General features: G+C 63.7%; 11 protein-coding genes. 9 read left to right on the forward strand and 2 right to left on the reverse strand.

Going from position 1 to position 12866, the window contains the following annotated elements:
- The first annotated feature begins 24 nt into the window (after positions 1 to 24).
- Positions 25 to 915 (forward strand): 1-aminocyclopropane-1-carboxylate deaminase/D-cysteine desulfhydrase, encoded by an 891-nt coding sequence (locus tag CWR53_RS07225; RefSeq protein ID WP_100851136.1) that lies wholly within the window; start codon positions 25 to 27, stop codon positions 913 to 915.
- Here CWR53_RS07225 and CWR53_RS07230 read toward each other — a convergent pair.
- Both CWR53_RS07230 and CWR53_RS07235 read right to left on the reverse strand, forming a co-directional pair.
- A complete protein-coding gene (locus tag CWR53_RS07230) occupies positions 906 to 1451 on the reverse strand; it encodes a cytochrome b (RefSeq protein ID WP_100851137.1) in 546 nt (181 codons plus the stop codon). The genes CWR53_RS07225 and CWR53_RS07230 overlap by 10 nt on opposite strands.
- Before the next feature lie 129 nt (positions 1452 to 1580).
- On the reverse strand, positions 1581 to 2513 hold the full coding sequence (locus tag CWR53_RS07235; RefSeq protein WP_258313216.1) for a DUF1853 family protein: 933 nt from the start codon (positions 2511 to 2513) through the stop codon (positions 1581 to 1583).
- A gap of 87 nt (positions 2514 to 2600) precedes the next feature.
- On the opposite strand from CWR53_RS07235, the gene CWR53_RS07240 reads away from it, so the two are divergent.
- The 8 genes from CWR53_RS07240 (at position 2601) to CWR53_RS07275 (ending at position 12816) form a co-directional block, all read left to right on the forward strand.
- Positions 2601 to 3491, forward strand: coding sequence for an NAD(+) kinase (locus CWR53_RS07240; RefSeq protein WP_023533692.1), 891 nt, complete (start codon positions 2601 to 2603; stop codon positions 3489 to 3491).
- Positions 3491 to 4462, forward strand: a complete 972-nt coding sequence (locus CWR53_RS07245) for a metallophosphoesterase (protein ID WP_058605522.1) — start codon at positions 3491 to 3493, stop codon at positions 4460 to 4462. Before CWR53_RS07240 ends, CWR53_RS07245 begins: the two co-directional genes overlap by 1 nt.
- Positions 4459 to 5346 carry a rhomboid family intramembrane serine protease gene (locus tag CWR53_RS07250; protein WP_058605521.1) on the forward strand — a complete coding sequence of 296 codons (888 nt, stop codon included), beginning with the start codon at positions 4459 to 4461 and terminating at the stop codon, positions 5344 to 5346. The genes CWR53_RS07245 and CWR53_RS07250 overlap by 4 nt, the downstream gene beginning before the upstream one ends.
- Before the next feature lie 13 nt (positions 5347 to 5359).
- Complete coding sequence (locus tag CWR53_RS07255) at positions 5360 to 5620, forward strand: YeaC family protein (protein ID WP_023533690.1); 261 nt, start codon at positions 5360 to 5362, stop codon at positions 5618 to 5620.
- The gene (locus CWR53_RS07260) at positions 5617 to 6447 is read left to right on the forward strand and encodes a DUF2797 domain-containing protein (RefSeq protein WP_100851139.1); all 831 of its coding nucleotides are present in this window, start codon (positions 5617 to 5619) and stop codon (positions 6445 to 6447) included. Before CWR53_RS07255 ends, CWR53_RS07260 begins: the two co-directional genes overlap by 4 nt.
- 13 nt (positions 6448 to 6460) lie before the next feature.
- Positions 6461 to 9118 (forward strand): aminopeptidase N, encoded by a 2658-nt coding sequence (gene pepN, locus CWR53_RS07265; protein WP_100851140.1) that lies wholly within the window; start codon positions 6461 to 6463, stop codon positions 9116 to 9118.
- Positions 9119 to 9394: 276 nt separating this feature from the next.
- Positions 9395 to 10420, forward strand: a complete 1026-nt coding sequence (locus tag CWR53_RS07270; protein ID WP_058637658.1) for a YCF48-related protein — start codon at positions 9395 to 9397, stop codon at positions 10418 to 10420.
- Between the two features lie 20 nt (positions 10421 to 10440).
- Positions 10441 to 12816 carry an RND family transporter gene (locus CWR53_RS07275; protein WP_058605517.1) on the forward strand — a complete coding sequence of 792 codons (2376 nt, stop codon included), beginning with the start codon at positions 10441 to 10443 and terminating at the stop codon, positions 12814 to 12816.
- Positions 12817 to 12866: the final 50 nt, after the last annotated feature.

A 12866-nucleotide genomic window follows, 5' to 3' on the forward strand; every position in this document is an offset into this window, starting at 1 on the left:
TGCTCTGCTGATAGACTGGCGCCCATGCCTGTCGAACTCCCCTTGGCCCCTCTGCAACGCCTGACATTGCCCTGGCTGGCGAGGGCCCAGGTCGAGGCTGCCATCCTGCGCCTTGACCTGATCGACCCCCTGGTCAGCGGCAACAAGTGGTTCAAGCTGCGCCACCATCTGGAAAAGGCGCTCGATGCCAAGGCCCCCGGCCTGGTGAGCCTGGGCGGCAACCATTCCAACCACCTCCATGCGCTGGCCGCTGCCGGCAAGCGCTTGGGCCTGGCCACGGCCGGCCTGCTGCGGGGTCATCCACGCCAAACACCCACCGTGCAGGATTTGCAGGCCATGGGCATGCAACTGCACTGGCTGGGCTACGAGGGCTACCGTGGTCGTAACGAGGCGGGTTTCTGGACGCCTTGGCACACGCACTATCCCGGCTGGCACTGCATCCCCGAAGGCGGAGGCGGGCAGGCCGGTGCGCAGGGGTGCGCGTCGATCGTGACTCAACTGCACGCGCAGCTTGCGACGCTGGGCTGGTCGGACTATGACGCCTGGTGGTTGGCCGCTGGCACGGGCACCACGCTGGCGGGCCTGGTGCTGGCCGAATCAGGGGCCCATGCCGTGCATGGGGCGCTGGCCGTACCCGAGCACTATGGCGTGGCCGAGACCGTGGCGGCACTTGCCGGCACGCAGGGCTACCGCCTGCACAGCGCCAGCCGGGGCGGCTTCGGCAAGTTCGACGATCAACTGCTGGCCTTCATCGCCGATTGCGAGCAGCAGGCCGGCGTTCCTTTCGAGGCGCTCTACACCGGCAAGGCATTGCTTGCGCTCAAGGCTCAGGTCGAAGCCGGGCTGTTCGCGCCCGGCACTCGCCTGGTGTTCGTCCATACCGGCGGTTTGCAGGGCCGCCGGGGTTACTTGTAAGGCAGCATGCGCAACAACGTATTGTCGCGTTTGACATAGTGATGATAAAGGCCGGCCAGTGCATGCAGTCCGATCAGCCAGTAGCCCCAGGTGCCGATACGCTCATGCCAGCCCTTGATGAACTTGGCCAGGTCCAGATCAGGGCCGATCAGGTGCGGCAACTCCAGGCCATAGAACGGCACCGGTTTGTCGGCGGCGCTGAGTATCAACCAGCCGGCCAGCGGCATGCCGATCATCAGCAGGTAGAGCAGCAGGTGAACCAGATGGGCCAGCCCGGTTTGCCAGGCAGGGGGGTTAGGGGATATGGGCGGCGCGCGATGAAGCACGCGCATGGCCAGGCGCAGCCACACCAGCACGAATACGCTCAGGCCCAACATGAAATGCAGGTCTTTCATCAGGTTGCGCTCTGCACTGTCGCGCGGGAAGATTCCGCGAAACTCGATACAGGCATAGACAGCGGCCAGCAGCACCAGCATCAGCCAGTGCAGGACAATGGACATGCGTGCGTAATGGCGCGCCGGGGTGCTCGAAACCATGCTTGTTCCTCATCGGTCGGTGGGGTGGCGCTCTTGGTGGCGCTCAGCTCCAGTTTACTGGGTACCTGCGCAGCATCATTGCTCCAGGTCGGTGAAAAAATGGTTGTCATCCCTGAGCAAGCGCTGCGGTCAGAGAGCCAAGGCGCCCGGCCACTGATCGGCAACCAGAAATATCCGCTCTAGCTCTTGCCAGCTGCCGTCGTGCTGGCGTTGCATGTTCACCAGCAATTGCGCAGGCGCATCGGGTGGCAGCAGGTGCAGCCACGCGGCGAACTGAGCAGCGCTCCAGACCTCGCATGCCGCGCACCGTGCAGGGGCAAGCCAGGCGCTGCGCGCCAGCGGCTGCCAATGCGCGCCGGGTGCGCTGATCCAGTCCTTGCGATGCAACCAGCGGCCACGCAGGTGCAGGGGGTGTACACCCAGTGGCGCCTCGCTCGGGGCCAGCGCCGGATAGAACAGGTAGCCCCCCATCCACATGCTGGCCTGCACCGGGGGCAGGTCGAGCCGCTCAAGGGCGGTACGGCCCTGGGTGCTGGCCGACATGGGCAACTGGTGGCGGCGGATGTGTTCCAGCTTGGCTTGCAGGCGATCGTGGCAGCCAGGCCCTAGCCAGCCGCCCGGGTCGGTACCAAAGCGCTCGGGGCCCAGGTACAGCTTGATGGCCAGCTCCAGGTGATGCACCCCGTCGCGATCACGCAGCACCACATCCAGCTCGCCCAGGGTCCGGCCGTCTTCACGGATAGCCAAGTTGGCCGCCAACAGTTCCACGCCGGGCGCCTGTTGCAACGCAAATTGCCACAGGCGCTCGTAATACAGCCCAAGGCGGCGACTGCCAAGGCCCTTGAGCCAGTGCTGCAAGGGCGTGTCATCAATGTCCAGCCCGTACAACCAGGCCTGCAATGCCTGCGGCCGTTCGATCCAGAGGCTGCCTGCCAGCGGGTGGCGCTGGGGGCAGCCTGCGCGCTCGAGCAGCGGCGGCGAGAGCAGGGTCCAGGCAAGGTCACGCACCGCAGGGCGCTGTAATAGCCGGGGCAGGTGCACGAGCGAAGGAAATGGCATCATCCTGCGAGCATAGCCGGTTTGCCGCTGCTTCGTGGTTCGCCCATAATCGCTGCATCGTCACCCGTCGCAGAGCCTTGCAGGAGCCCCATGGAGCAATTTCGCAATATCGGTATCATCGGTCGTCTCGGCAGCTCGCAGGTGCTGGACACCATCCGCCGACTGAAAAAATTCCTCCTCGAGCGCCACTTGCACGTGATCCTCGAAGACACCATCGGTGAAGTCCTGCCGGGCCATGGGCTGCAGACCTCCACCCGCAAGCTGCTGGGCGAGGTCTGTGACCTGGTCATCGTGGTCGGCGGCGACGGCAGCCTGCTGGGCGCTGCGCGTGCCCTGGCGCGGCATAATATCCCGGTACTGGGCATCAACCGGGGCAACCTGGGCTTTCTGACCGACATCCGTCCGGATGAGTTGGAAGAGAAAGTCTCCGAAGTGCTCGATGGTCACTACCTGGTCGAGAACCGTTTCCTGCTGCAAGCCGAAGTGCGCCGTCACCAGGAGGCGATCGGCCAGGGCGATGCGCTAAACGACGTGGTCCTGCACCCAGGCAAGTCCACCCGCATGATCGAATTCGAGATCTACATCGACGGCCAGTTCGTCTGCAGCCAGAAGGCCGACGGCCTGATCGTCGCCACCCCGACCGGCTCCACGGCCTACGCCTTGTCCGCCGGCGGCCCGATCATGCACCCCAAGCTCGATGCAATCGTCATCGTGCCCATGTACCCGCACACCTTGTCTGGGCGGCCGATCGTCGTCGATGGCAACAGCGAACTGAAGATCGTGGTGGCCAAGGACCTGCAGATCTACCCGCAGGTGTCGTGCGACGGTCAGAACCACTTCACCTGCGCACCCGGTGACACCATCACGGTGAGCAAGAAGCCCCAGAAGCTGCGCCTGATCCACCCGCTGGACCACAACTACTACGAAGTCTGCCGCACCAAGCTTGGCTGGGGCAGCCGCCTGGGGGGCAGGGACGACTGATGCTGGATCCGGCGCGCAGTTTCGACATCATCGGTGACGTTCACGGCTGTGCCTTGACCCTTGAGCGCTTGCTCGATGCCCTCGGTTACCAGCGCATTGCCGGCGTCTGGCGCCACCCTCGGCGGCAGGCGCTGTTCTTGGGCGATATCGTGGACCGCGGCCCGCGTATCCGCCAAGCCCTGCACATCGTTCACGACATGGTCGCCGCCGGGCAGGCGCACTGCATCATGGGCAATCACGAATACAGTGCACTGGGCTGGGTGACGCCGGCACTGCCGGGCAGCGGCAAGGCCTTCGTGCGCGAACATACCCCTCGCCACGCCAGGCTCATCGACGAAACCCTCACCCAGTTCGCCAATCACCCTGCGGACTGGCAGGCGTTTCTCGACTGGTTCCAGACGCTGCCACTGTTCATCGATGCCGGTCGATTCCGCCTGGTGCACGCCTGCTGGGATGCAAGCCTGATCGAGCCGCTGCGGCGCCAGTACCCCGATGGGCGCGTCGATCGCCACTTCGTCCAAGCCTCGGCGGTGAGCGGCAGCTTTGCCGCCAACGTTTGCAACCGCTTGCTGCGTGGCACCGACATGCGCCTGCCCGATGGCCTCACCCTGACCGGTGGCGATGGCCTGACCCGCGCCTTCTTCCGTACCAAGTTCTGGGAAGATGATCCGCAGACCTATGGCGATATCGTCTTCCAGCCCGATGCGCTGCCGGCGGAGGTGGCCAACACACCGCTCAGCCACAGCCAGAAAAGCGCGTTGCTGCGCTATGCCGAGGACGAGCCCATGCTGTTCGTTGGCCATTACTGGCGCAGCGGCCGGCCCGCCCCGATTCGCAGCAACCTGGCCTGCCTGGACTACAGCGCCGTGCTGTACGGCAAGCTTGTCGCCTACAGGCTGGACGATGAAACCCGTATCGACCCCCGCAAGTTCGTCTGGGTGGATGTCGACCGACCACAGGCTAGCCAATGAACATTATCCAAGTGATGCGCCTGCCGCTGACGGTAGACCTCAGCGGTTTCGTGCAGATGTTGCAACGCTTGCAGGTGCCGCACCGGGTCAGCGAAGAGGGCGAGGACCAGGTACTCTGGGCGCCTGAGGCCCTGGCTGACGAGGTGTTGCACCTCTACCAGCGCTACCCCGATGGCAACGCCGACCTGCAGGCCGAGCCTGACGCCGCGCTGCCCGACCAGCAGGGCCAGGACATGCCACAGCCGTCGCTGCTGGCCCAGGCCAAGGCCTGCAAGGTCACCGCCCTGACGCTGTTGCTGACGTTCGTGGTCGCCGGGCTTACGGGCTTGGGCGACAACTTCACCACCATCGGCTGGTTCACGTTTCTCGATTTTCACGTGCAGGGCGATTACCTGTACTTCACGCCGCTGGCCGAGGGTCTGGCGCACGGGCAATGGTGGCGGCTGGTCTCGCCGATGCTGCTGCATTTCGGTGCGCTGCACCTGGCCATGAACAGCCTGTGGTTCTGGGAGCTGGGCAAGCGCATCGAATTGCGCCAGGGCCCATGGACGCTGCTGGGGCTTACCGCGCTGTTCAGCCTGGTATCGAACCTGGCCCAGCACTACACCACAGGGCCTGGCCTGTTCGGTGGGCTTTCAGGCGTGCTCTATGGCCTGCTCGGGCACATCTGGCTGTACCAATGGCGGGCACCGAACCCGCACTTCAACCTGCCCAAGGGCGTGCTGGTGATGATGCTCCTCTGGCTGGTGGTGTGCCTGACCGGCGTCGTCGGCACGCTGGGCCTGGGCCAGATCGCCAACGCCGCGCACGTCGGTGGGTTGCTTATCGGATGCCTGACCGGGCTCTTGGGTGGGGCGCTCGCCCGGCGTAAACTGTCGGCTTGAATCAGGAGACAACATGTCCACTTTCGCGCAAATGATCGAAAACATCACCCCGGAAATCTACGAGAGCCTGAAGCTGGCCGTGGAAATCGGCAAATGGTCGGACGGCCGCAAGCTGACTGCCGAGCAGAAAGAGCTGTCCCTGCAAGCGGTCATCGCCTGGGAGATGAAAAACCTGCCCGAGGACCAGCGCACCGGTTACATGGGCCCGCAGGAATGCGCGTCCAAATCCGCCCCCGTCCCCAACATCCTGTTCAAGTCGGACTCGGTACATTGATCGAACTCGCTCGTGGCTCGTTGAGCAAGATGGCCGTCAGCCTGGCCGACCCCGTGGTGCAATACAGCTTTCGCCTAGGCGATACCCTGGTGCCGGTCAACCCCCTGATCGGCAAGCCGCTGCGCCTGCAATACCTCGGTGCCATCCACTGCAGCCACTGCGGCAAGCGCACCAAGAGCAGCTACAGCCAGGGTTACTGCTACCCCTGCATGACCAAGCTGGCCCAGTGCGACATGTGCATCATGGCTCCGGAGCGCTGCCACTACGACGCAGGCACCTGCCGTGATCCGTCCTGGGGCGAGCAGTTCTGCATGACCGATCACGTGGTCTACCTGGCCAACTCCTCCGGTATCAAGGTCGGTATCACCCGCGCCACCCAGCTGCCCACCCGCTGGCTCGATCAGGGGGCCAGCCAGGCCTTGCCTATCCTCAGGGTGGCCACTCGGCAGCAGTCCGGGCTGGTCGAAGACCTGCTGCGCAGTCAGGTGCCGGACCGCACCAATTGGCGCGCCCTGCTCAAGGGTGACGCCCAACTGCTCGACCTGCCGGCATTGCGCGATCAGGTGCTGGAGGCATGTGCCGAAGGGCTTGGCCAGCTGCAGGCGCGCTTCGGCCTGCAGGCGATTCAGCCTCTGACCGACGCCGAGGTCGTGCACATGACATACCCGGTCCAGGCTTACCCGACCAAAGTGGTCAGCTTCAACCTGGACAAGAACCCGGTCGTGGAGGGTACGCTGCTGGGCATCAAGGGCCAGTACCTGATCTTCGACACCGGTGTGATCAATATTCGCAAGTACACTGCCTATCAGTTGGCCGTGCTCCAGTAAAAGGGACCTGCAGATGCGTACCGAACAACCGCAAGTGATCCATCTCAAGGACTACAAGGCGCCTGAGTACCTGATCGACGAGACGCACCTGACCTTCGAGCTGTTCGAAGACCACACCCTGGTCCACGCGCAACTGATCATGCGCCGCAACCCGGTGCACGGGGGCGGCCTGCCTGCGCTGGTGCTCGACGGTCAGCAACTCGAACTGGTGCGCGCCGCCCTGGACGATGAACCCTTGCAGGAAGGCGACTACCAGATCGACGCAAGCAGCCTGACCGTTCAGCCACGGGCAGAGCACTTCACCCTCGACACCACCGTCAGGATCCATCCCGAAACCAACACGGCGCTCGAGGGCTTGTACAAGTCCGGCAAGATGTTCTGCACCCAGTGCGAGGCCGAGGGTTTCCGCAAGATCACCTACTACCTCGACCGCCCCGATGTGATGAGCATCTTCACCACCACGGTGATCGCTGAACAGCACCGCTACCCGGTGCTGCTCTCCAACGGCAACCCGGTAGGCAGCGGCCCTGCCGAGGACGGCCGTCACTGGGCGACCTGGGAAGACCCGTTCATGAAGCCGGCCTACCTGTTCGCCCTGGTCGCAGGCGACCTGTGGTGCGTGGAAGACACCTTCACCCGCCAATCGGGCCGTGATGTGACCCTGCGCATCTATGTGGAGCCGGAGAACATCGACAAGTGCGACCACGCCATGGTCAGTCTGAAAAAGTCCATGCGTTGGGATGAAGAGGTCTACGGCCGCGAGTACGACCTGGACATCTTCATGATCGTCGCGGTCAACGACTTCAACATGGGGGCCATGGAGAACAAAGGCCTGAACATCTTCAACTCCAGCTGCGTGCTGGCGCGCGCCGAGACGGCCACCGATGCCGCGCACCAGCGGGTCGAAGCCGTGGTAGCCCATGAATACTTCCACAACTGGTCGGGCAACCGCGTCACCTGCCGCGACTGGTTCCAGTTGTCGCTCAAGGAAGGCTTCACGGTGTTCCGCGATGCCGAGTTCAGTGCCGACATGAATTCACGCACCGTCAAACGCATCGAGGACGTTGCCTACCTGCGCACCCATCAGTTCGCCGAGGATGCGGGCCCCATGGCCCATCCGGTGCGCCCGGACAGCTTCATCGAGATTTCCAACTTCTACACCCTGACCGTGTACGAGAAAGGCTCGGAAGTGGTACGCATGGTGCGCACGCTGCTGGGGGCCGAGGGCTTCCGCCAGGGCAGCGACCTGTATTTCGAGCGTCACGATGGGCAGGCGGTCACCACCGACGACTTCATCAAGGCCATGGAAGACGCCAACGGCGTGGACCTGACGCAGTTCAAGCGCTGGTACAGCCAGGCCGGTACGCCGCGCCTGGAAGTGACCGACGCCTACGACGAAGCGGCGCTCACCTATAGCCTGACGTTCCGCCAGAGCTGCCCACCCACCCCGGACAAGGCCGAGAAGCTGCCCTTCGTGATCCCCGTCGAACTGGGCCTGCTCGATGCCCAGGGCAACGACCTGCCGCTGCAATTGGCGGGCGAGTCCTCGGCAGTGGGCAGCACCCGGGTGCTGTCGGTGACCGAGGCCGAGCAGACTTTCGTCTTCCAGGGCATCCAGGCGCGGCCGTTGCCGTCGCTGCTGCGCGGTTTCAGTGCCCCGGTCAAGCTGAGCTTCCCGTACGACCGCGACCAGTTGATGTTCCTGATGCAGCACGACAGCGATGGTTTCAACCGCTGGGAAGCTGGTCAGCAACTGGCCGTGCAGGTGCTGCAGGAGCTGATCGGTCAGCACCAGCGTGGCCAGGCGCTGCACCTGGACCCGCGTCTGGTCAGGGCGTTGGCTACGGTACTGGGCGACACTTCGCTCGATGCTGCCATGGTGGCCGAAATGCTCTCGCTGCCAGGGGAGGGCTACCTGACCGAGATCAGCCAGGTGGCCGATGTGGACGCCATCCACGCAGCCCGCGAGTTCGCCCGCCGGCAAATTGCCGAGCAATTGTTCGAGCCGCTCTGGACGCGTTACCAGGCCAACCGCGCGGTCTCGCGTAACACCGCGTACGTTGCCTCTGCCGAGCACTTTGCCCGCCGCAGCCTGCAGAACATCGCCCTGTCGTACCTGATGCTCAGCGCTAAACCGCAGGTGCTGCAAGCGACCCTGGAGCAGTTCGAGCAGTGCGACAACATGACCGAGCGCCTCACGGCCCTGGCGGTGCTGGTGAACTCACCCTTCGAGGCCGAGCGCGCCAAGGCCCTGGAAAGCTTTGCAGAGCACTTCAAGGACAACCCCCTGGTCATGGACCAATGGTTCAGCGTGCAGGCGGCCAGTACCTTGCCAGGGGGCCTGGCACGGGTGAAGGCGTTGATGCAGCACCCCGCGTTCACCCTGAAGAACCCGAACAAGGTGCGCGCGGTGGTCGGTGCCTTTGCCGGCCAGAACCTGGTCAACTTCCATGCCGCCGATGGCTCCGGTTATCGCTTCCTGGCGGATCTGGTGATCGAGCTCAATGCCCTTAACCCGCAGATCGCCTCCCGGCAGTTGGCGCCGCTGACCCGCTGGCGCAAATACGACGCCGCCCGCCAGGCCCTGATGAAGGGTGAGCTGGAGCGGATTCTGGCTTCTGGTGAGCTCTCCAGCGACGTCTATGAAGTGGTGAGTAAAAGCCTGGCATGACGCCGGGGCCCGCTTGAGGGCCCCGCTTTCAACTGCCGACGTTGTTACGCTGCACAGGCAGCGCCTGCGGGTGAGTCGTGTTCGCCCGCAGGCGCTGCATCCTCTGCGCGCGAACGGCTCGTCCTGCGCCGATAACAAAACATAACACCCCGCCCGTTGTGCTCCGCCAAATCCTCCCGTTACGATCACCGCACGCCCTTGCAGGCCTCTATTGCGGGCATTTGTGCGTCCTGCAAGGTATTGACCCACCCAACAAAAATACAATCGGGGGCAGTCATGAGGAAATGGAGCAGGCGCGCTGGATGGCCGGTAGCGGCCGCTGCAGCGCTCACCCTTGCACTGAGTGGATGGCAAGGCGCGCAGGCTGCGTCAGCCGATGAATACTCCACCGAATCGGCCAAGGCCAGTCAAAGGCTGTTGATCGACGCTGCCCATGCAGGCACGCGTGTGGTCGTGGTCGGCGACCGGGGCCATATCCTGTTCTCTGACGACCAGGGCAGCACCTGGACCCAGGCCCGTGTGCCAACCCGCCAGCTGCTGACGGCCGTTTTTTTCCTTGATGACAAGCGCGGTTGGGCCGTCGGCCACGATGCGCAGATCCTCGCCACTGGCGACGGCGGGGCGACCTGGAGCAAACAGTTCGAAGACCTGTCACGCGAAGCACCCTTGCTCGACATCGTGTTCCTCGACGCCCAGCACGGCCTGGCCGTGGGCGCCTACGGCGCTTTGCTCGAAACCACGGACGGGGGCCAGCATTGGCAGGACGTGGCCGAGCGCCTCGACAACCCCGATCAGTTGCACCTCAATGCCATCGCCAAGGTGCGTGACGCTGGCTTGTTCATCGTTGGGGAGCAGGGCGGCATGTTCCGCTCCGAGGACAATGGGCAGCACTGGCAGAAAGTCGAAGGGCCTTACCAGGGGTCGCTGTTCGGCGTGATCGGCACTGCCCAGCCGCGTACCTTGCTGGCGTTCGGCTTGCGCGGCAACCTGCTGCGCTCCACCGACTTCGGCGACACCTGGCAATCCATCCCCTTGCAGGCTGCGCGAGGCGAGCTCGAGTTCGGCCTGGCCGGTGCCACGCTGCTCGACGATGGCACTGTCGTGGTGGTCGGCAACGGCGGCAGCGTGCTGCGCAGCACCGATGCCGGCCAGACCTTCAGCGTCCACAACCGCCCGGACCGCATCGCCCTGTCCGGTGTCAGCGCCCTGCCCAACGGCGAGCTCCTGCTGGTAGGGCAGGGCGGCGCCCACATCGCCAATGCCAAGGGGCTCGACGCCGCCGACAGTGAGGCACAGCCATGAGCAGCCAGGAGCACCTTCCCATGCAGCCGCATCATCAGGACAAAGCCACACTGCTCGAACGCCTGATCTTCAACAACCGGCCGGCGGTCATCATCCTCTGTGTGCTGGTCAGCCTCTTCCTGTTCTGGCAGGCCACACAAATTCGCCCCTCCACCAGCTTCGAGAAGATGATCCCGTTGCAGCACCCCTTCATCGAACAGATGATGGAGCACCGCAACGATCTGGCCAACCTGGGCAACACCGTGCGTATCTCGGTCGAGGCGGTCAAAGGCGACATCTTCGACAAAAACTACATGGAGACTCTGCGCCAGATCCACGACGAGGTGTTCTACATCCCAGGCGTCGATCGGGCCGGGCTCAAGTCCCTGTGGAGCCCGAGCGTGCGCTGGAGCGAAGTCACCGAGGAGGGGTTTTCCGGTGGCGAGGTGATTCCCAACACCTATGACGGCTCGCAGGCCAGCCTCGATACCCTGCGCGACAACGTGCTGAGGTCCGGGCAAATAGGCCGGCTGGTGGGCAACAACTTCAAATCCAGCATCATCGACGTGCCACTGCTGGAAAGTTACCCCGACCCGCAGGACCCGGGGCGGGTGGTCAAGCTCGACTACCAGCAGTTCTCCCACTTGCTCGAAGAAAAGATCCGCGACAAGTTCCAGGCCCAGAACCCCAATGTGAAGGTGCATATCGTCGGGTTCGCGAAGAAGGTCGGTGACCTCATCGACGGGCTGGTCATGGTGGTGATGTTCTTCGGCATCGCCCTGCTGATCACCTGGGTGTTGTTGTACTGGTTCACCTGGTGCATCCGCAGCACCATCGCGGTGCTGATTACCACTTTGGTGGCGGTGGTGTGGCAACTGGGGCTGATGCACGCGGTCGGCTTCGGCCTGGATCCGTATTCGATGCTGGTGCCGTTTCTGATCTTTGCCATCGGTATTTCCCACGGTGTGCAGAAGATCAACGGCATCGCCCTGCAATCGAGCGATGCAGACAACGCCCTGACGGCGGCCAGGCGCACGTTCCGGCAGCTGTTCCTGCCGGGCATGATTGCCATCCTCGCCGATGCAGTGGGCTTCATCACCCTGTTGATCATCGACATCGGCGTGATCCGCGAACTGGCCATCGGTGCCTCCATCGGCGTCGCGGTGATCGTCTTCACCAACCTCATCCTGTTGCCGGTGGCCATCTCCTATGTGGGTATCAGCAAGAAAGCCATCGAGCGCAGCAAGCGCGATGCCACGCGCGAGCATCCGTTCTGGCGTCTGTTGTCGCGCTTTGCCAGCCCCAGGGTGGCGCCTGTTTCCATTGCCCTGGCCCTGGTCGCCTTCGCCGGGGGGCTGTGGTACAGCCAGAACCTGAAGATCGGCGACCTCGACCAAGGGGCACCGGAGTTGCGGCCCGACTCACGCTACAATCAGGACAACAACTTCATCATCAGCAACTATTCCACCAGCTCCGATGTGCTGGTGATCATGGTCAAGACGGCCGCCGAGCAGTGTTCGGTGCATTCGACCCTGGCGCCGATCGACGAGCTGATGTGGACCATGGAAAACACGCCTGGGGTGCAGTCGGCCATTTCCCTGGTCAGCGTGTCCAAACAGGTGATCAAGGGCATGAACGAGGGTAGCCTCAAGTGGGAAACCCTCTCGCGCAACCCCGATGTCCTCAACAACTCCATCGCACGGGCCGATGGCCTGTACAACGGCGATTGCTCGCTGGCGCCGGTGCTGGTGTTTCTCAATGACCACAAGGCCGAGACCCTCGAACGGGTGACGGCAGCTGCCAAGGCGTTTGCCGACAGCCACGACAGGGAAGGTTTGCAGTTCCTGCTGGCTGCCGGCAATGCCGGTATCGAAGCGGCCACCAACGAGGTGATCAAGTCGGCCGAGCTGACCATCCTGATCCTGGTCTACCTGTGTGTGGCGATCATGTGCCTGATCACCTTCCGCTCCTTCGCCGCAACCCTGTGCATCGTGCTGCCCTTGGTGTTGACCTCGGTGCTGGGCAACGCGCTGATGGCGTACATGGGCATCGGCGTCAAGGTGGCGACGCTGCCGGTGGTTGCGCTGGGCGTGGGTATTGGCGTGGACTATGGCATCTACATCTACAGCCGCCTGGAGAGCTTCCTGCGCGCTGGGCTGCCGTTGCAGGAGGCCTATTACCAGACCCTGCGCTCCACCGGCAAGGCTGTGCTGTTCACCGGCCTGTGCCTGGCCATCGGGGTGTGTACCTGGATCTTCTCGGCCATCAAGTTCCAGGCGGATATGGGCCTGATGCTGACCTTCATGCTGTTGTGGAACATGTTCGGTGCGCTGTGGCTGCTGCCGGCGCTGGCGCGGTTCCTGATCAAGCCCGAGAAGATGGCAGGCAAGGCGGGGGGCTCGATTTTCGCCCATTGAAACGACCGGGTGTTGTGCGTCCATGGGGGTATAATGCGGGGCTTTTCCAC

Source organism: Pseudomonas sp. SGAir0191 (assembly GCF_002812565.2).
Lineage (GTDB): Bacteria > Pseudomonadota > Gammaproteobacteria > Pseudomonadales > Pseudomonadaceae > Aquipseudomonas > Aquipseudomonas parafulva_B.